General features: G+C 62.9%; 17 protein-coding genes. 12 read left to right on the forward strand and 5 right to left on the reverse strand.

The features are described 5' to 3' along the window. Window positions 1-35: 35 nt before the first annotated feature. Window positions 36-602 (reverse strand): peptidoglycan L,D-endopeptidase MepK, encoded by a 567-nt coding sequence (gene mepK / locus FHS89_RS11455; protein WP_184011719.1) that lies wholly within the window; start codon window positions 600-602, stop codon window positions 36-38. Between the two features lie 349 nt (window positions 603-951). On the opposite strand from mepK, the gene FHS89_RS11460 reads away from it, so the two are divergent. The 4 genes from FHS89_RS11460 (at window position 952) to FHS89_RS11475 (ending at window position 5,319) form a co-directional block, all read left to right on the forward strand. Next, window positions 952-2,616 carry a L,D-transpeptidase family protein gene (locus tag FHS89_RS11460; protein WP_184011727.1) on the forward strand — a complete coding sequence of 555 codons (1,665 nt, stop codon included), beginning with the start codon at window positions 952-954 and terminating at the stop codon, window positions 2,614-2,616. A gap of 95 nt (window positions 2,617-2,711) precedes the next feature. Next, window positions 2,712-3,803 carry a UDP-3-O-(3-hydroxymyristoyl)glucosamine N-acyltransferase gene (gene lpxD / locus FHS89_RS11465; RefSeq protein ID WP_184011829.1) on the forward strand — a complete coding sequence of 364 codons (1,092 nt, stop codon included), beginning with the start codon at window positions 2,712-2,714 and terminating at the stop codon, window positions 3,801-3,803. A gap of 29 nt (window positions 3,804-3,832) precedes the next feature. Beyond that, window positions 3,833-4,099 (forward strand): acyl carrier protein, encoded by a 267-nt coding sequence (locus FHS89_RS11470; RefSeq protein ID WP_184011831.1) that lies wholly within the window; start codon window positions 3,833-3,835, stop codon window positions 4,097-4,099. Continuing rightward, window positions 4,099-5,319, forward strand: coding sequence for a beta-ketoacyl-[acyl-carrier-protein] synthase family protein (locus FHS89_RS11475; RefSeq protein WP_184011729.1), 1,221 nt, complete (start codon window positions 4,099-4,101; stop codon window positions 5,317-5,319). The genes FHS89_RS11470 and FHS89_RS11475 overlap by 1 nt, the downstream gene beginning before the upstream one ends. A gap of 2 nt (window positions 5,320-5,321) precedes the next feature. Here the strand turns inward: FHS89_RS11475 and FHS89_RS11480 are convergent, their stop codons facing one another. Next, entirely contained in the window at window positions 5,322-5,906 is a 585-nt protein-coding gene (locus FHS89_RS11480) for an invasion associated locus B family protein (RefSeq protein WP_184011731.1), read from the reverse strand. A 410-nt stretch (window positions 5,907-6,316) separates the two neighbouring features. Between FHS89_RS11480 and FHS89_RS11485 the strand changes: the two genes are divergently transcribed. The 8 genes from FHS89_RS11485 (at window position 6,317) to FHS89_RS11520 (ending at window position 17,463) form a co-directional block, all read left to right on the forward strand. Further along, window positions 6,317-7,915 carry a helicase HerA-like domain-containing protein gene (locus FHS89_RS11485; RefSeq protein ID WP_184011733.1) on the forward strand — a complete coding sequence of 533 codons (1,599 nt, stop codon included), beginning with the start codon at window positions 6,317-6,319 and terminating at the stop codon, window positions 7,913-7,915. Window positions 7,916-8,224: 309 nt separating this feature from the next. Beyond that, window positions 8,225-9,151, forward strand: a complete 927-nt coding sequence (locus FHS89_RS11490; protein WP_184011735.1) for a glycine--tRNA ligase subunit alpha — start codon at window positions 8,225-8,227, stop codon at window positions 9,149-9,151. After that, window positions 9,148-9,597 (forward strand): DUF6446 family protein, encoded by a 450-nt coding sequence (locus FHS89_RS11495; protein WP_184011737.1) that lies wholly within the window; start codon window positions 9,148-9,150, stop codon window positions 9,595-9,597. Before FHS89_RS11490 ends, FHS89_RS11495 begins: the two co-directional genes overlap by 4 nt. Before the next feature lie 2 nt (window positions 9,598-9,599). Then, window positions 9,600-11,663, forward strand: coding sequence for a glycine--tRNA ligase subunit beta (gene glyS, locus FHS89_RS11500; RefSeq protein ID WP_184011739.1), 2,064 nt, complete (start codon window positions 9,600-9,602; stop codon window positions 11,661-11,663). Window positions 11,664-11,702: 39 nt separating this feature from the next. Next, entirely contained in the window at window positions 11,703-14,342 is a 2,640-nt protein-coding gene (gene ppdK / locus FHS89_RS11505) for a pyruvate, phosphate dikinase (protein WP_184011741.1), read from the forward strand. Beyond that, window positions 14,339-15,295, forward strand: a complete 957-nt coding sequence (locus tag FHS89_RS11510) for an ArgK/MeaB family GTPase (RefSeq protein ID WP_343051450.1) — start codon at window positions 14,339-14,341, stop codon at window positions 15,293-15,295. Before ppdK ends, FHS89_RS11510 begins: the two co-directional genes overlap by 4 nt. 76 nt (window positions 15,296-15,371) lie before the next feature. Beyond that, complete coding sequence (locus FHS89_RS11515) at window positions 15,372-16,178, forward strand: cell wall hydrolase (protein ID WP_246413803.1); 807 nt, start codon at window positions 15,372-15,374, stop codon at window positions 16,176-16,178. Window positions 16,179-16,194: 16 nt separating this feature from the next. Continuing rightward, window positions 16,195-17,463, forward strand: a complete 1,269-nt coding sequence (locus FHS89_RS11520) for a surface lipoprotein assembly modifier (protein WP_184011743.1) — start codon at window positions 16,195-16,197, stop codon at window positions 17,461-17,463. Here FHS89_RS11520 and FHS89_RS11525 read toward each other — a convergent pair. The 3 genes from FHS89_RS11525 to FHS89_RS11535 all read right to left on the reverse strand — a co-directional run bounded on the left by FHS89_RS11525 (window position 17,460) and on the right by FHS89_RS11535 (window position 19,925). Then, on the reverse strand, window positions 17,460-18,425 hold the full coding sequence (locus tag FHS89_RS11525; RefSeq protein WP_184011745.1) for a transferrin-binding protein-like solute binding protein: 966 nt from the start codon (window positions 18,423-18,425) through the stop codon (window positions 17,460-17,462). The genes FHS89_RS11520 and FHS89_RS11525 overlap by 4 nt on opposite strands. A gap of 175 nt (window positions 18,426-18,600) precedes the next feature. Further along, complete coding sequence (locus FHS89_RS11530) at window positions 18,601-19,545, reverse strand: energy transducer TonB (RefSeq protein ID WP_184011747.1); 945 nt, start codon at window positions 19,543-19,545, stop codon at window positions 18,601-18,603. Next, complete coding sequence (locus FHS89_RS11535) at window positions 19,542-19,925, reverse strand: ExbD/TolR family protein (RefSeq protein ID WP_184011749.1); 384 nt, start codon at window positions 19,923-19,925, stop codon at window positions 19,542-19,544. Before FHS89_RS11535 ends, FHS89_RS11530 begins: the two co-directional genes overlap by 4 nt.

A 19,925-nucleotide genomic window follows, 5' to 3' on the forward strand; every position in this document is an offset into this window, starting at 1 on the left:
CCCCGGCCTTTTTCGTTTTGGACCTGAATTTGCCCTTAGCTTTGCCAGGAGCGCACCGGCCCGCAATCGTAATGTACGAAGCCGGAGCGGCGATACCGCCCGACGCCGCCACCACTCAGGCTGACCGCCGCACGGTACATATCCCAAGAGGACCGCTCCAGCAGCCGCAAATCGGCCGCCATGCCGCGCGTGTGATAGGAGTTGCGCGCCACACCCCGGTTGGACCGGCGCAGCATCGCGTTCGTCTCGGGCGTGCGGTAGCCCGACATCATCTGATAAGGCTCATCGGTTTCCAGAACCGAATGCGCCGCAGCCATCACGTCGATCAACGCGGGATCCATCGGGATGACCATGTTTTGCCGCCAATCGCGCATCAGGAAGGAGATTTCGTCCATCACTTCCGGCACATATTGGCCGTCGATCCAATACACAGAATCCAGTTTTTCGCCCGTGCGCTGGCTATACATGCGGATGCGGCGGATATTGCCCGCACCGCTCAAAACCGCTGGCGCGTTGGCAAAGCTGGGAGCCGCCGAAACAACCCCGAATCCAGCCATTCCGCCAAGAAGCGCGCGGCGTGTTACCGTCGTTTTGTTCGTCATATGCCCACTCTGTCCTCAGATGTCCCGTCTCGGTCCGGCTGTTTTCACCGGTTGCTGGGACCGTCGCATACCAAGACTCATTGGCCAAGTGGTAAAAATATCGCAACAATTCCGTCAGATGGCAGGTGTTGAGTGATGGAAGGGCGTCAATGTGTTCGCAAATGTTCTTGTTTTTCAACCGGTGGTCGGCAAAATTGTGACAACTCGGCGGAAACTCGCCGGGAAGAGCCTGAAATATCTTTAGCTTTCGCCTGTGACCCCCTAAATCTAGTATCTGTTCGGCGGATAAGCGGAGGGCTTCTGAGTGATGCAAAATGGCAACAATTCTGGTCTTTTCCGATCTTTTTCGGTGGCCCTTGTCGGTTTTGCGGCGACTTTTGCCGCTCCGGCGCCCGGTTTTGCGGCGACCCCGGCAGGGTTGAGCGTCTCCCAACCTGCCGCGTCCGTTACGTTTGAACAGCATCTTGAAGCCGCAATCCTCGCCGCTGGCCCGGAATTTGAAGGGGTGCGCGCATTCTATGCCGCCCGCGCTTATCAGCCGATCTGGACAGGGGCTGACCGGCGAACGGCGCAGGCGCTTCTCGCGTCCATGGGGCAGATGTTTGACCACGGATTGCCGTCCCAGTCGCGCAAAACGACCCTGATGGCCGCGATCCTTGAAACGGTGGGTGAGGGGGAGGCCGCAGCCTCTGCCGAGTTGATGTTCACCGAAACTTATCTCGAATTCGCACGGAAAAAGACGACCGGACTTCTGATCCCGAACACGCTGGATGAGGAGATTTATGTCTTCCCCGAGGAAAAGACCGATGATGAGCTTTTGTTCACCCTCGCGTCGTCCCGCGATCCGGCGGAATTCATTCAGGCGCTCGCCCCGCAGACCGAACAATATCGCCGCTTGCAAAATCTGCTGGTCGCGATGCGCGACACGGTGCGCGGGGGCGGATGGGGCGCTGTCACGATCCCGCCCGGCGATTTAATCCGTCCCGGGGACGCGGACCCGCGCATTCCGGCGATCCGCGACCGGTTGACAGCAATGGGCGATCACGCGCGCCCCTTGTCCGGTCTGGTTCTTGCCAGCACGGGCGACAATGGCGCGCAACTCTATGATATCGAGCTTGAGGCCGCATTGCGCCGCTTTCAGGCGCGGCATGGTCTGAATGATGATGGCGTTATCGGGAATGCGACGCTTGCCGCGTTGAACGTCACCGCCGAACAGCGGATGCGTCAGGTTCTAGTCAATCTGGAGCGGGAGCGCTGGATGAACAAGGATCTGGGCGGCAAGCATATCTATGTGAACCTCGCAGATTTCCGCATGTTCGTGCGCGAGGGCGGGGAGGAGCTGTTCACCAGCCGCGTCGTCATCGGCCAGTCCGAAGAGCACCGCACGCCCGAATTTTCCGACCGGATGACCTTCATGGTCGCCAATCCGACATGGACCGTCCCGCGCTCCATCGCGGTGGAGGAAATTCTGCCGGAGTTGAAGCGCAACCCGGCCTATCTGGTCGAGAACAACATGCGTCTTTTGCCCGGCGGCTCTGCCGAGGTGCCGGAGGACAGTACGCTTGTGGACTGGTCCCAGTATAACGAGAACAATTTCCCGTGGTGGATCCGGCAATCTCCCGGGCCGCATAACGCGCTTGGTCGGGTGAAATTCATGTTCCCCAATAAATTCGCGATCTATCTGCATGACACCCCGTCCCGCAGCCTGTTCCGCCGCGATGTGCGCGATTATTCTCACGGCTGCGTGCGGGTCGATCGCCCGCTCGATCTGGCGCATTTTCTGCTAAAAGATCAGGAGGATGACCCGGAGGCTTATTTCCAGAGCGTGCTGGACACTGCCGAGGAAACGGAGATTTCGCTCAAGCGGTCCCTGCCGGTGCATCTGAGCTACCGCACCGTTTGGGTCGATGCGGATGGCCAGTTGAATTTCCGTCAGGATGTCTATGGTCGCGATGCCACCGTCTATTCCGCGCTGGAACAGGCGGGCGTCACCCTATTCGATGTGAAAGGATGACGCATCGTCATCCTCCTTTGACCGTGTGATTGGCGTTTTCCAAACCCCGCCCGGTGGCGTATAGAGCGGGGGAAATGGAAAAGAAGGTGTCTTTGGTGTCCCACTCGATTGCCGACATTGCCGCTCAATTGGGCGGGCAGGCGGTTGGCCAGACCGATCTGATCGTCACCCGCCCGCGGGAGCCCGCAGCGGCGGGGCCGGGCGATCTGGCGTTGGCCATGGACCCGAAATTCGCCGCTGGTCTGGCGCAGTCGCGCGCTGAGGCGGCGGTTCTTTGGGCCGATGCCGATTGGCAATCCTTTGGCCTGAAAGCCGCAATCCTCGTCGGGCGCTCGCGCTATGCGATGTCGGGCATCACCACGCTGTTTGACCTGCCTCCCGGCCTTGCGCCGGGCATCCATTCGATGGCTGTGATTGATCCGAGTGCGGAGATTGGCGACGGCGCTGCGATCGGCCCCTTCGTGGCGATCGGCGCAAATGTGCGGATCGGGGCGGGGGTGCGCATCCTGTCCCATGTCAGCATCGCGGAAGACGTGATCATCGGGGAGCATGCGCTGATCCATGCGGGCGTGCGCATCGGCGCACGGGTGCGAATCGGGGATCGGTTCATCGCGCAGCCGGGATGTGTGATCGGCTCGGACGGGTTTTCCTTCGTCACACCAGAGCCGAACGCTGTTGAGGAGATGAAGCGCACAGGCCGGATCACTGGCGAAACAGCCGCCCCCGAATGGACCCGGATCAATTCGCTCGGCGCCGTGCGCATTGGCGACGATGTGGAGATCGGGGCGAATGCAGCGATTGACCGGGGCACGGTGTCGGACACGAAAATCGGCAATGGCACAAAGCTCGATAACCTCGTGCATATCGGCCATAACGTGCAGATCGGTGAGACGACGCTCATTTGCGGTCAGGTCGGCATCGCGGGCAGTGCTGTGATCGGGGATCGGGTGGTCCTGGCGGGGCAAGTCGGCGTGGCCGATCACGTCACCGTCGGCTCTGACGTGATCGCGGGCGCGCAGGCCGGGATCGCCAACAACGTCAAACCGGAGACGATGGTCATGGGCTATCCCGCGCAACCGCGGGAGCAGTTCATGCGCGGATTGAAATCAATCCGTCGCGTTCCGATGCTATCGGAGCGGTTGGCAGCGGTTGAAAAACGGGTTCCAAATGAAGATGTGAGCGGCTAAGGCTGGCGGCTCAAAGGGGAATGACTGACATGTCCGATGAAGTGGCAGAGAAGGTAAAAGCAATTCTGGCGGAGCAAGCGGTGCTTGAGCCATCCGACGTGGAGATGACATCCACGCTGGACAGCCTCGGCATTGATAGTCTCGGGCTTGTTGAGGCTGTGTTCGCCATCGAAGAAACCTTCGATGTGCAGGTGCCGTTCAACGCCAATGATCCAAGCGACTCGGACTTCGATATCACCAATGTCGCCTCGATGATTGACGCCGTGCGCAAACTGGTTGCGGAAAAGCAGGGCTGATGGGGCAAGCGGGACATCGCGTCGTCATCACCGGGCAGGGGGCGGTTTCCGCGCTTGGCATCGGGGCGGACGCGAACATGGCCGCGATGCGCGACGGGCGCTGCGGCATCGCGGAGATGGAATTTCGCGACATTGACCGCCTGTCGATCAAGATCGGGGGGCAGATCAAGGGCTACCGCGCGGAGGATCGCTTTTCCCGGCAGGAAATTGCCCTCTACGATGCGTTCACCCAATTTGCGCTGATCGCCGCCGATGAGGCCGTGCAGCAATCCGGGATCGAGATTTCGGAGGCGCTGTCGCTGGAGGCGGGCGTGATCCTCGGCACCTCGGGCGGTGGGCTGCAAACCGTCGATGACAATTACCGCACCGTGTTTGCCGAAGGCAAAAACCGGGTGCATCCCTTTGTGGTACCGCGCCTGATGAACAACGCCGCCGCGAGCCATCTGTCGATGGTGCATGGGCTGCGTGGCCCAAGCTTTACCGTGGCGACGGCCTGTGCGTCCTCCAATCACGCGATGGGGCAGGCGTTTCAGATGATCCGCTCGGGCCTGTCGAAGGTGATGCTGACGGGCGGCGCTGAATCGATGCTCTGCTTTGGCGGGATCAAGGCATGGGAAGGGCTGCGCGTGATGTCAAAAGACGGCTGCCGCCCCTTCTCCAAAAACCGCAACGGCATGGTACAGGGCGAGGGCGCGGCCGTGTTCGTATTCGAGGAATATGAGCACGCAAAAGCGCGCGGGGCCAACATCCTCGCGGAAGTGATCGGCTTTGCCATGTCGTCGGACGCAAAAGACATCGTGATGCCAAGCCAGAATGGTGCCGCGCGTGCCATGCAGGGCGCGCTGAAATCTGCGGGGCTGTCGGGCGATGAGGTCGGCTATATCAACGCGCATGGCACCGGGACGGCCGCGAATGACCGCACCGAATGTGCCGCGGTGCGCGACGTGTTTGGCGCCCATGCCGATACCTTGATGATTTCCAGCACAAAATCCATGCATGGCCACCTGATCGGCGGCACTGGTGCGGTGGAGCTGTTGGCCTGTATCATGGCGTTGCGGGATGGGGTGATCGCACCCACGATCAACTATGAAGAGCCTGATCCGGCTTGCGACCTTGATGTGGTCCCCAATGAGGCGCGGGAGGCATCGGTCAATGTGGCACTGACCAATGCGTTTGCATTTGGCGGGCTGAACGCGGTGCTGGCGCTGCGCGCAATCTAGGCTCAGCGCGCGTGCGGGCGCAGCGCGTTAAAGCTCGCGGTAAAGCCTGCAAGGGACACGCCCAACACCGCCTGATCCGGCAGGTTGATGGCGCGCACACCGAGCTTGACCAGATTGCCCCGCTTCATCGCGTCCACGGACGCCTGATCCACGCCAAACCGCGCGAGACAGCCATCATTTGAGCAAAACTGGAATTCGTAGCGGCGGGTGCCGGTATCGTCGATCTCAAAGATAAGCCCTTCGGTCAACAGCACGCCAAGCGGGGTCAGCACGTTGATCCCGGCAGCAGCAGGGCCACCCCGGGGCAGGCGGATGACCTCGATCTCAGCGGCGGGTGTACCGTCGGCGTTGAGCGCGATCTGCTTCATCGTGCAAAACTCACTCTCCCCCGCGCAGACAATCGCCCAATCGCCGTTCACGGCGCGCACGGTATCTTCCAGATTGCCCTCGGTCGGGGGGCTGACGGGCGCAGGCTCGGGCGGTGGTGGCGGCGGGCCAAAACCGGTGGTTGGCCCGGTTTGCGCGGATAGCGGCAAAGCCATAAGGCCAGCAAACAGCAGCGCGGGGATCAGGGAGAAGCGGATCATAGGTGACCTGTGTTGTGATGCTCGGTTGCGCTAAGACGTGTCAGCCCCTGCAACGGCTGTCAACCGGTGGGGCATCAACTCTGCGCATGGGATAGGTCGAGAAACACAAAAGGGTGCTCCGCTGAGCACCCTTTCGCTGCCTTTTTGGCTTCCCTGTCAGACTGGCCGAACCGTCTACGAAATGGACGCTAGAAAAAGCTGGCGGCAGCGTCAACAGGGTTTTGGGGAACTTTCCAAATAATAGGAAAACTGCCCATTTCCTTATCAATTGATCAAAAAAAGGCCGCACCAGAACGGTGCGGCCAGTCCAACAGGGAGAGTACCATCCCGCGAAAGCAACGCGTGACAATAGGGTCAGTCTGCGCGATGAAAGTTAACACAAGGTTTAGGGTAAAGAGGGGCAGAGCAGCATGACCGAAGGGCGGATTTTTGTGGGCGGCGCGGGGCCGGATTATGGCGTGGCAGAGGAGATGCGGCTCGACTACGCAAACCGGCATGGCCTGATCGCCGGGGCCACGGGCACGGGCAAGACGGTCACCCTTCAGATCCTCGCCGAAGGCTTCAGCCGTGCGGGTGTTCCGGTGTTCCTGTCGGATGTGAAGGGCGATCTTGCGGGGCTGGCGCAGCCCGGCTCCGCGACGCACCGTTTGCATGACAAGCTGGTCGCGCGCTGCGAAACCATCGGTCTTTCCCCCTATACCTATGAGGCGTTTCCGGTCGTGCTGTGGGATCTTTTCGGGCGGCAGGGGCATCCGGTGCGCACGACGATCAGCGAAATGGGGCCATTGCTGTTGTCCCGGCTTCTGGACCTGTCCGAAGCGCAGGAAGGCATCCTCAACATCGCCTTTCGTGTCGCCGATGAGGATGGGCTGGCGTTGCTGGACCTCAAGGATTTGCAGGCCCTGCTTGTCTGGGTTGGGGAGAACGCGAAGGACTTGAGCCTGCGCTACGGCAATATCTCCACCGCGTCGGTGGGGGCCATCCAGCGGCGGCTGCTGGTTTTGGAGAATCAGGGTGCAACGGGCTTTTTCGGGGAACCCGCGCTTGATCTGGCCGATATGATCGCGACCGAAGGGGATGGGCGCGGGCGGATCAACATCCTTGCCGCAAGCGAGTTGATGCAATCCCCGCGCCTTTACGCCACTTTCCTGCTCTGGCTGCTGTCGGAATTGTTCGAGACGCTGCCCGAAGTCGGTGACCCTGAAAAACCGAAATTTGTTTTCTTCTTCGATGAGGCGCATCTTTTGTTTGATGATGCGCCCAAGGCGCTGATCGACAAGGTCGAACAGGTCGCGCGCCTGATCCGGTCGAAAGGGGTCGGGGTCTATTTCGTGACGCAAAACCCGGCGGATGTGCCGGATGATATCCTCGGTCAGTTGGGCAACCGGGTGCAGCACGCGCTGCGCGCTTACACGCCGCGTGACCAGAAAGGGCTGCGCGCGGCGGCAGACACCTTCCGCCCGAACCCCGCATTCGATAGTGAGACCGCGATCAAGGAGGTCGGCGTGGGGGAGGCCGTGACCAGTTTTCTGGAGCGTAAAGGCATCCCCGGCATTGCACAGCGCACGCTGATCCGCCCGCCATCCTCCCGCCTTGGCACGCTCAGCACTGAGGAGCGCGCGGCGATCATGGGCGCCTCTCCCCTTGCGGGCAAATACGACACACCCATCGACAGGCTGTCCGCCTTTGAGATACTGCGCCAGCGGGCAGAGGATGCCGCGCGCGCAGCCGACGAAGAAGACCTGCCCGAAGACGGCCCCGAAAACCCATGGGCGCGGGGCCAAGGCCGCGATTACCGCGCCGATGAGGAGGCACCAAGCTGGCGCAACCGCGAATACAGCACCGCCCGGCGCTATTCTGCCAAAACCTATGGCACCCGCAAAACGACCAAGCGGCGCGGGGACAGCACCAGCTCCGCCTTCGCCAAATCGCTCGCCCGGTCGGCGGGCACGCAACTGGGGCGCGCGATCACGCGGGGCATCATGGGGGGGTTGTTCAAGGGGCGGTAGAAGGACCGGAATCAAGGCGAAGCCGCCGGTCCAGCGGCCGTCCGCCCCAAGGCGGCCGCTTTGCGACGGTGATCTTAGCGATGCGCGTTGCAGACTTGGCACCATAAACTGGTCCGCTTGCCCGTTTCTGCGGCCCCCTCAGACGGCCGCTGGACCGGCTTGCGGTTGCTTTCCGTATCAGCGTGCGAATGTCAGCAAAGGTGGGCCGGCGTTTCCGCGCACATCAGATCGACTGCCGTCGCTTGTCGTTGACCCTCCCCATCCGCGCGCATATGGTCCGCGCGACTTTAGCCGTAAGGGTTCCCCGCCATGACCGACACCGCCAAACCTCGCAGTTTTCAGGAGATTATCCTGCGTTTGCAGTCCTATTGGGCCGGGCAGGGATGCGCGATCTTGCAACCCTATGACATGGAGGTCGGCGCGGGCACCTTCCACCCCGGCACGACCCTGCGCAGCCTTGGCACGAATGCGTGGGCCGCGGCCTATGTCCAGCCATCGCGCCGCCCCACCGATGGGCGCTATGGGGAAAACCCGAACCGGCTTCAGCATTATTACCAGTACCAAGTGCTGATCAAACCCAGCCCGCCGAATTTGCAGGAGCTCTACCTCGGATCGCTCAAGGCGATTGGCATTGATGCGGAAATCCACGACATCCGATTTGTCGAGGATGATTGGGAAAGCCCAACGCTGGGCGCATGGGGGCTGGGCTGGGAGGTCTGGTGCGACGGCATGGAAGTGTCCCAATTCACCTATTTCCAGCAGGTCGGCGGCCACGATTGCCATCCTGTGTCGGGCGAATTGACCTACGGGCTGGAGCGGCTCGCGATCTATATCCTTGGCGTCGATCACGTCATGGATATGCCGTTCAATGATCCTGACGCGCCGATTCCGCTCACCTATGGCGACGTGTTCCGCCAGACGGAGCAGGAATATTCCCGCTGGAATTTCGACGTGGCCAATACGGATGTGCTCTTGAAACATTTTGAGGAGGCGGAGGCCGAATGCGCAGCGATCCTCGCGCAGGAGCATATCGACCCCAAAACCGGCAAACGCATCATCATGGCCCACCCGGCCTATGACCAATGCATCAAGGCAAGCCATGTGTTTAACCTCCTTGACGCGCGCGGCGTGATCTCCGTCACCGAACGGCAGGCCTATATCGGGCGGGTGCGCGCATTGGCCAAGATGTGCGCCGACGCGTTTGTCCTGACCGAAGCCGGGGGGCACGCGGCATGACCCGCGCCCAGATCGTGATCGTGGTGCTTGTCGCTTTTGCGCTGACCTTGGGCGGGGTGCTCTACTACACCACCGTTTACGCCTATTACGAGCGGGTCAGCCTTGTGTCCTCGATCGAGGTACAGGGCCGCACGATCCCCGTGGCCAGCTATGAGGGCATCGACAGCCCCACATCCCCGTTGAAAATTCGGGGTTGTTTCCGCGTGGACCCCGACACGTTCGACGGCATGACCCCAGCGACCGACGCAACCCCGCTGATCCCGCCCGATTGGTTTGACTGTTTCGATGCGGGTGCCCTGACGGCGGATATCGCATCCGGGGCCGCTACCGCCTTTGTCGCGCAGGACAACACGCCCGAGGCGGACCTTGATTTCCGCATTCAGACCTATGTCGCCGTCTATCCCGATGGCCGCGCCTATCTGTGGCGCCAACGAAATGAGCAATAACGATGCCTGATCTGCTGATTGAACTCTTTTCCGAGGAAATCCCGGCACGGATGCAGAAACGTGCTGCGGAGGATCTGAAAAAGCTGGTGACGGACGGTCTGGTCGAGGCTGGTTTGACCTATGCCGGAGCAGGGGCCTTTGCCACGCCGCGCCGCCTGACGCTGGCGCTTGAGGGCCTGACCGCCGAAAGCCCGACCCTGCGCGAGGAGCGTAAAGGCCCCCGCACGGACGCGCCCGAAAAGGCGCTCGCGGGTTTTCTGCGCTCAACCGGGCTGACGATGGAGCAGTTGGAGCGGCGCGCCGACAAGAAAGGCGAAGTGTTCTTCGCCGTGATCGAAAAACCGGGCCGCCCAGCAGCAGAGATTGTGGCCGAAGTACTGGAGAAAACGATCCGGACCTTCCCATGGCCAAAGTCGATGCGCTGGGGCAGCGGCTCTTTGCGCTGGGTGCGGCCCTTGCATTCCATCCTGTGCATTCTGAGTGATGAGGCCGGGGCCGCGATTGTGCCACTGGCCGTCGATGGCATCACCGCAGGCGATACGACAGAAGGTCACCGCTTCATGTCGCCGGGCCGGTTTTCTGTAACGTCTTTCGAGGATTACGCGGCAAAGCTCAAGCGTGCCTATGTGGTTCTGGACGCCGAAGAACGCGCCGAAACCATCTGGGCGGACGCCACCGCGCAGGCCTTCGCGCAGGGGCTTGAGGTGGTGGAGGATCAGGGCCTTTTGGCAGAGGTCGCAGGGCTGGTGGAATGGCCCGTAGTGCTGATGGGCGCGATTGGCGCGGATTTCCTCGACCTGCCGCCAGAGGTGCTGCAAACCTCCATGAAGGAGCATCAGAAATTCTTTTCCGTGCGCGATAGATCGGGCCGGATCGTGAAATATGTAACCGTGGCCAATCGGGAGACGGCGGATCAGGGTGCCACGATCCTTGCGGGCAACGGGAAGGTGCTGGCAGCACGGCTCGCGGATGCGAAATTCTTTTGGGAAAATGATCTGCAAACCGTGCGGGAGCAGGGGCTGGAGGGCATGGCCGCGCCCTTGGCCAATGTCACCTTCCACAATAAATTGGGGTCGCAGGCGGAGCGGATCGCGCGGATCGCGGCGCTTGCGCGTGAGATTGCCCCACTGGTCGGCGCGGATGCCGATCAGGCGGAGCAGGCCGCACGGGTGGCCAAGGCTGATCTGTCCTCCGAAATGGTCTATGAATTCCCCGAATTGCAGGGCGTGATGGGCGGCTATTATGCCCGCGCGGCGGGGTTGCCCGATGCGGTGGCCAATGCCTGCGCGGCCCATTACCAACCCCTCGGCCCGTCCGACGATGTGCCGACCGAGCCTGTATCCGTGGCCGTGGCGCTGGCCGATAAGATCGACACGCTGACCGGATTCTGGGCCATCGACGAGAAGCCGACGGGGAGCAAAGACCCCTATGCCCTGCGCCGCGCGGCGTTGGGGGTTATTCGGTTGGTATTGGTCAATGGTATCAGAGCCGGACTCTCAAACGTGATCACGTCATCTCGGGATGGGACCGATGACTGGGGGTCTGACCTCCTCTCCTTCATCCACGACCGCCTCAAGGTCCATCTCCGCGCCGAAGGCATCCGCCATGACGTGATCGACGCCTGTCTTGCCATGCCGGGCAATGATGATCTGGTGCTTTTGGTGAACCGGGCGACGGCGCTTCAGGCGTTTCTGTCCACCGAGGACGGAGAAAATCTGCTGCAAGGCTACAAGCGGGCGAACAACATCCTCACGGCGGAAGAAAAGAAGGACGGGGTGGAATATTCCTACGGCCCCGATCCGAAACTTGCCGAAGGGGAGGCCGAAACCACGCTTTTCGCGGCCCTCGACACCGCCGAACCCGCTATTGCCACCGCGATGCAGGCCGAGGATTTCGCCACTGCCATGGCGGAAATGGCGAAGCTCAGGGCACCGATCGACGCGTTCTTCACCGACGTGCAGGTAAACGCGGATAACGCCGTGATCCGCCGCAATCGCCTCAACCTTTTGCACCGCATCCGCGCGACCATGCGACAGGTTGCCGTTTTCGACGCAATCGAAGGCTGAGCGCTTTCCACATGGCGCGGGCGGGCCTATGCTCGCGCCATGAAAGACACACACCCAACCCATATCGCGCTCCATGATGCGGGCGATGCTGATGAGGCAACCTTTGGCGAGCGTGGCGCGCGGCTGGCGCGGCTGGCGCGTGTGGGCCTGCCGGTGCCGCTTGGCCGTCTCGTGTCGGTCGATCTGGTCGCACAGGTCGCGGCTGAGGGGGCTGAGGCTGCGCTGGGGGATCTGATCTCTGCCGTGGCGGGGCGTTTGCCCCCGGATGGGCTGCTGGCGCTGCGCGGCTCCCCTGAGCGGACGGCATGGGGCGGGCCAACGGCTCTGTTGAACATCGGCATCACCGACGCGCGCCTGCCCGCGCTGATCGAGCGGGTCGGGCCGGGCTGCGCGGCGGAACTGTATTTTCGCCTCATCGCGGGCTTTGGCGTCACGGTGCGCGGCATGGACCCGGATGAATTTGAAACCCTCGTTTACGATCAGGTGAAACATTCCGGCGTGTCGGGGGAGGCAGAATTGCCTGCCGAAGCCTGGGCCAGCCTTCTGCAACAGGCCAAGCGCGCCTTTGAGGCGGATACCGAGCAGCCCTTTCCTCAATCGGTCGAAACCCAGCTTGCCGCCGCGATTGATGCGATGGCGCATCGCTGGCACACGCCCTCCGCCCGCATCCTGCGCGCGGCACGGGGCGCGCCGGAGGATGCGGGCATTGCGCTGATCATCCAGCGGATGGTGCTGGGCATCGGGGAGCGGGCCTGCGGCGCCGGGATCGCGCATTTCACCGATGAACGCTCCGGCGTGCCGCTGACATGGGGGCGCTTCCTGCCCTGTGCGCAAGGACCGGATGTGCTGATGGGCCTGCGCACGCCGCATCTGATCACCTCGGAGGAGCGCGCGCGCGCCGGGCAATCCGCCAAGGCGCTGGAGGAGATGATCCCCGGCGCTGTCACCACGCTTGCGGGCCTGTGGGATATGGCCGGGTCGGGGCTGGGGGAGAGTTACAGTTTCGAATTCACGATTGAGGACGGCACGGTCTGGCTGTTGGACGCGGCACCGGGGCGGCGGTCGTCGCGGGCTGCTGTGCGCATCGCGGTTGATCTTGCGCGCAAGGGCGCGATCACGCGGGAGGACGCGATCCTGCGGGTCGAGCCGCGCAACCTTGTCGAGCATCTTCATCCCCAGATCGACCCGACCGCCCAGCGTGACACACTGGGGCAGGGGCTTGCCGCCTCACCGGGTGCTGCGACCGGAAAGATCGTGTTCAGCCCGGAGGAGGCGCAGGCCCTTCATGCACAGGGGGAGGCCGCGATCCTTGTGCGGGTCGAGACCAGCCCCGAGGATATTCGCGGGATGCATTCAGCAGCGGGCGTCATCACCGTGCGCGGCGGCATGACGAGCCATGCGGCGGTGATCGCACGCGGGCTTGGCCTGCCATGTGTGGTGGGAGCCGGGGATTTGCGGTTGGATGCCAAGCGGCAAAAGCTCGTGGCCCGCGACGGGCGCAGCTTTGACGCGGGTGATATCGTCACTGTTGATGGCACGCGGGGCGAGGTCGTCGCGGGCGCGCCCGCGATGATCCAAGCGGAACTGACCGGCGCGTTTGAGACGCTGATGAGTTGGGCCGATCAGGTGCGCGGGATCGAAGTGCGCGCCAATGCCGACACGCCCGCCGATGCGCGCACCGCGCGCGGCTTTAACGTGGACGGCATCGGGCTGTGCCGCACGGAGCATATGTTTTTCCATGAGGACCGCATCAACGTGATGCGGGAGATGATCCTTGCTGACACGCGGGAGGATCGGGTGCGCGCGCTTGACCGGCTGTTGCCGATGCAGCGCGATGATATTGTGGAACTCTTCAGCATCATGCGCGGCCTGCCCGTGACGATCCGCCTCTTGGACCCGCCTTTGCACGAATTCCTGCCCCATAGCCGCGATGAGATGCATACGCTGGCCGAGGCGATGGACGTGCCGGTGAGCCAGATCGTCGCCCGCGCCGAATCCTTGCGCGAGTTTAACCCCATGCTGGGCAAGCGCGGCGTGCGGCTGGGCGTCACCATGCCCGAAATTTACGACATGCAGGCCCGCGCGATTTTTGAGGCGGCCGCCATTGTGAACCTGCAAAACCTTGAACAGGTGGTGCCGGAGATCATGATCCCGCTCGTCTCCGCCAATCGGGAGGCAGAGATGGTCAAGGCGCGGGTCGATGCCATTGCCGCCGCCGTGATGGCGGAGCGGGAGGTGTCGCTCACCTACCGGCTTGGCGTGATGGTCGAGACGCCGCGCGCGGCGCTGCGCGCGGGCGATCTTGCGCGCTCCTCCGCTTTCTTGAGTTTTGGCACCAATGATCTGACACAGATGACCTATGGCCTGAGCCGCGATGACGCCGGGCGGTTCATGCGCGATTACGTCAATCAGGGCGTCTATCCGGAGGATCCGTTCCATTCGCTCGATATCGAGGGGGTGGGCGAGTTGCTTTTGATGGCGTCCCAGCGCGGGCGCGCGACGAACCCGACGCTGACGCTGGGATTATGTGGGGAGCATGGCGGCGATCCGGCCTCGATCCGGTTCTGCACGCTGGCGGGATTTGATTATGTGTCCTGCTCGCCCTTCCGGGTGCCGATTGCGCGGCTCGCGGCGGCGCAGGCGACGATCCTGTCCCAGCGGGGCGAGGTGATGGCGTGAAACACGCGCTGCCGACATCGCTTGCCGCGTTGCGCGGCGCGGGCAAGGCGGGGATCGCGCGGGTTCTGACCGCGCTGGAGACACAGGCCAATGACCCGGGACTTGTGGCATTACTCGACGCGGCTTTCGCCGCAGAGGGCGGCGCATCTCTTGGCCTTACGGGGCCGCCGGGCGTGGGCAAGTCATGCCTGACGCAAGCGTTGATCAAGGCCTACCGCGCACAGGGTCAGACGGTCGCGATTGTCGCCGTCGATCCCTCGTCTAGCCGCACGGGTGGCGCGCTTCTTGGCGATCGGACGCGGATCGACACGGACCCGGAGGATGACGGGGTGTTCATGCGCTCCATGGCGGCGCGCGGCGCACTCGGCGGACTGGCGGAGGTCAGCTTTCCCGCGATTGTCCTTCTGCGCGCGCTTTATGACATCGTGATCGTGGAAACGGTCGGTGTCGGCCAGTCTGAGATTGAAGTCGCCGCCCGCACCGATGGCGTGATTTTCTGCGCGCAGCCGGGATCGGGCGACGCATTGCAATACATGAAAGCGGGCGTGATGGAGACCCCGCAGGTGATCCTCGTGACCAAGGGCGACATGGGCGTGCTCGCCGAGCGCACGGCGGCGGACCTCAAAGGAGCCTTGTCGCTCGACGGGCGGGGGGATGCTGTGTCTGTGCAAACCGTGTCGGCGGTGACCGGTGCTGGCATTGCAGGGGCGATGGACCTAATAGACACCCGGATCGTTGCCCCGGCAAATAGCCAATCTGGCTGGCAAAACCGGCTGGCACAGGGCGAAAGCTGGCTGACATCGCGTCTGTCCGCTGAATTTGGGCGCGCCGGGCTTTCCATGGTGCGAAACCAAATCCTGCAAACCGAAACACCTTTTTCCCGTGATAGAGCCTTGCAATTGCGCCTAAAACGGGCGTTAGAGGCTGGATGGAGCGGGGAAAATCCCGGCTGATGCATCTTTGCAACCCTGCGACACATGCGCCCCACATCTTGCGTTGTGGGATGACATTTCGGGATTGAGGCGCTACATGAGCGCCATGAAACAGAAGCGGACATATACGATTCCCGCCATTGCGGCAGCTTTTGCCCTTTGCGTGACGGTGCCTGCGACCGCGCAGCCCATCGTTTCGGCGGAAACACAGGCGATCCAGCAGATCAGCGCGATGATGGCGCAGGAACGTGCTGTCGTGAGCGCGATCAACGCGGACCGGCTGTTGGAACTTGGCGGTGCTGGAAACAGCCTGCCGGTGACTGCCCCGGCGGATATGGCTGTGACCTCGTTGACCGATCCGGGCTTGGCCATGGATCCGCAGGGTTTGGCGACGAATGCGCAGGCTTCGCTGATGGATGATCTGGACGCGATGGTCGTCGTGACGCCGCTGACGGACGATATTCTTGACGCGATGCCGCCGGCAGATGGCGGGCGGCAGTGGGAATGCCTGACACAGGCGCTTTATTTCGAAGCGCGGGGCGAAACGCTCGCCGGGCAAATCGCCGTAGCCGAAGTGATCCTCAACCGCGTGGATGACCGCCGCTACCCATCCTCCATCTGCGGTGTGATCGAGCAGGGCGCGCATCGGCGCAACGCGTGCCAGTTTTCCTATATGTGCGACGGTGAACGCGAAGTGATCACCGAGCGGGATAGCTGGGAAACGCTGGGCAAGGTTGCCCGCGTGATGATGGATGGCCGCCCCCGGTATCTGACCGCCGGGGCGACGCATTACCACGCGACTTTTGTCAATCCCGGTTGGGCCAGCCGCCTGATCCAGACGACATGGATTGGCGATCACAAATTCTTCCGCTATCCGACCCAACTTGTTCAGAACAACTCATAAGTTCAGGGGCGGCGTGATGGCCGCCCTTTTCATATGGCTCTGCACGCCCGGATTGGCGCAAACAGTGGCGGAGGCAGAAGCGGCGCTCGTGAACGGCGCGCCCGTGGAAGCGCTCGACATCCTTGATCGGCTGGAGGTGGACCCCGCCGATGATCCGCTCCAGATCCTGTTCATCGAAGGATTGGCGGCGATGGACGCAGGCCAATTCCAGCGCGCGATCCGCGCATTGGAGGCGATGGTCACAGCCGCACCTGACCTTACGCGACCCCGGCTCGAACTTGCGCGGGCCTATTTCCTCGCCGGGGATGACGGCAACGCCATGCGCCAGTTTGAACTCGTCACCGGCGGCATCACGGACCTGGCGGTGCTCGACACGATCGAGCAGTTCTTGGCGGAGATCGAGGCACGGCGGACGCTGTGGTATTCCTTCTCCATCGGGTTGGCGCCCGACACCAACATCAATGCAGCGACCGATGCGGCGACCGTCGATCTCGCCTTTATCGGGTTGCCTTTTGACGTGCCTGCTGATGCCCGTGCGCAATCGGGCACCGGGCTTGAAACCTCCCTTGGCCTTGATTGGCGGGGCAGGCCGGATGAGGTGGGGGGGCGCTGGACGGCGGGTGCGACCCTGTTTGCGCGTGAATACAGCGATGATCGGTTTGATGATCGGTTGATTGACGTGACGCTGGGCCGACAGGTGCGCCTGTCCGACTGGACGCTGACCTTTGGCCCTAAGGCGCTGATCCGGCAATCGGGTGGCGCTGTGTCAGAGCGTGGATATGGCCTGCGCCTTCAGGGGACGCATACGCCGCGCGCGACGCGGCAACTCAGCTTCAGCCTTGGGAAGGATTGGGATCATAACCTGCTGACCGACCGTCGCATGGCCCGCGCCAGCGCCAGCGCCGGGATCGTTGAGGCACTGAGCGGGCGGACACGCGCGGGCGTGACCCTGAGCCTTGATCGCTACCACGGGGAGGCCACGACGGAGGCGCGTGGCGTCGTTGGGCTGACCGGGCTTTTCTACACCGAGTTTGCCGATGGCCTGACAGTGGCCCTGCGCCCGCGCGTGTCGCTCGCCGTCTATGATCAGGCGGTGAACGGGATCAGCGGCAACCGACGGCGCGATATCACCTATGGCCTGCCGGTGGAGGTAAGCCACCGCCGGTTGCGCATCGCGGGCTTCCAGCCCTATGGCCAGATCACCTGGGAACAACGCGACAGCGTCAATCCATTCTTCGAATATGACCGGCAGCGTGTATTCGCCGGGGTGTCGCGCCGGTTCTAGCGGCGCGCCCCGAACGCGCCGGAGATCGCGCGGTTTTGATTATTTGCTCCCCGGTTCTCGACAACCCGGAACGAACCGGCAAACTCCTCGGCATTCGGACCATAGAACCGACCATTCACCGGCCCAGTTTGGCCTGCTGAAAGAACAGTGTTTGCCGCAGCACCGGCAGGCTCTGCACCTGCGGTCAATTGCGTTCCCGCATTGATCCTACCATCCGTCAGCGTTGCGTTGAAGGTCAGATCATTGAACGCCGGGGTGCCTGCCAACTCATCCAATGTGATGCCCGTAATCGCGCCGTTGAGGGAGTTTGTGGTGAAATTCGCGGTTAATGCGACATTGCCGCTGACCGCCGAATTGACCATGCCGCTGCGATACTCCCCGACCATTTTCCCGTTATAGGCAAAATTGGTGTTGACCTGCGGCAGGTCGCGGGTGCGGGTCTCGTTCCCGAAATAAAAGCCACCCATGCTGCTTTGCGTTGTGGTGCCGCGATTGGTGGCCCACACGCCCGCCTCGGTGTAATCGAGCGCCACGCCCGATACAGGGCGGAAGGTGATGGGGACATTCCGGTTTGTGTTGACGGTCTGCTCATTCGCTTGGTTCAGATCGACGGTCACCTCACCTGCGCCACCATTGAAGCGGAACTCGTATTGCCCTGGCGTCGCGGTGGTGATGACCTGCTGCATCTTGGACGCGCCGAAACTCGCCTGATCTGCTGGGTTCACCTTAATATTACCTGCAAAACCTGATGCCTGATAAGTGAACCGCACGCTGCTGCCCGCGCCCAAGGTGCTGCGCGCCGTGCCTGCGGCAAGTGAATCAAGGCGTTGCGCCGGCACATTCGTGTTTTGCGCATTGACCGCCTCAAGCCGTGCGGCCTCAATCCGTGCCCTGATCTCCGCAATCTTGCCCGCCGCCCCGCAGCCGCTCAGCATACTGACGATCACGGCCCCAAGGACCAAGGATTTCAAACGCGCGGGGCATACAGCAATTGTCATTCGATCAACCTAAGACTTAGGAGTATGTCCGGAGCATATTGGGAAGCTGCGGCCAGTTGAAGTTTAAAAAGCGTTAATATTTGGGCGATCTTCCCGTTTCACAGGTGAGGCGCACGTATTGTTCACGTTATGCGTGTAATCACTCGATTTCGAACCGAACAGGCACGGTCAGGCGATGCACGCGTGCCTCGGGCGGCGGCGGAAAGGGGCTTGCCCGGCGGACAGCCGCAGTGGCGGCCTCGTCAAGCCGCCGGTTGCCGCTGGTGGTTGCGACACGCATCGCCATGACCTCTCCCGCGCGGCTGATCTGCACATCCATGATCGTGCGGCCGGTAATGCCCAATTGGCGCGGGCGCTGGGGGTAGCGGACATGCGACGCGATCAGCGCGCGCACGGATTGCACCCATGTCTCCTGCGCGCCTGCGGTGATTGCCGTGCCTGTAGTGGATGCGCCGGTCCCACCCGACACGGAGGCGGACTGCGCGCGGGCCGCCGCCTGCGCTGGTGCGGCAGAGCCAAGGCGCGCCGGGCGCGGGCGGGGCGGTGTCGTCTCTGCGAGCCTCCGGGGCGCGGCGGCGGCGGGCTTGGTGCTTCGCGTTGTGCGCGTAAAACTCTCCCGTGGCGCAGGGCGGGCCGGGGTCGCGCGCGGTGCTTGGCGCAAGGGACGCTGCGATTGCTCTGCCCGTGGGCGGGTCAATTGCCGCTCTTGCGGGGCGCGGGGCAGCGCCAATGCGCCGGGGGTAATGGCCTCGGGCTGGGTCAGACGCTCGGGCGGGATGAAAACGGGCTCTGCCACCTCGGACGCGGCGGCAAGGGCCGTGGCCTCTACCATGTCGGGCGCGTGCTCCGCCTCTGGGGCAGGGGGAGCGATGCTTTCCTCTGGGGCAGAGGCCGGACCAATCGGCTCTGCCGTGTCGGGTGGGCGGTCCCATGCCTCGACCATGGCGGCCATGTCCGCTCCTGCGAGACCCGGCACACTACCCACCACACCGCCCGGCGCGGGGGATTGCGCCTGCCAGATCGCCAGTGCACCCATATGCACGGCCAGTGCTGCAGATACCGCAATGGCAAAGCCGCGTGTCATGGGGCGGGCACCGTCACAATGGCGATATCGCTCACACCCTCGGCAGTGAGGCCCTTGGCCACGGCGATCAGCCGGTCTGCGGGTGCGGCGCGATCCGCGCGGATATACACGCGCTCGGGCTGGCCAGAGAGAAGCCGCGCAAGAGCGGCCTCCCCCTCCATCCCGTCGTAAAGGATCATGCCATCGCCGCGCAGCACGAGCGTGGACGGCTCAGTGTCGGCCTCCGCCCCGGTTGCTTCGGCCAATGTCACGTCCTCCTCCGGCGCGGGAACGAGCGTTGCTGTCATCAGGAAAAAGACGAGCAGCAGGAACACGATATTTATCATCGGCACGATCCCGTCCTGCGGGGCGCGGCGCGGGGTCATGTCGTCAAACCGCAT

The sequence above is a fragment of the Rubricella aquisinus genome (assembly GCF_014199445.1).
GTDB lineage: Bacteria > Pseudomonadota > Alphaproteobacteria > Rhodobacterales > Rhodobacteraceae > Rubricella > Rubricella aquisinus.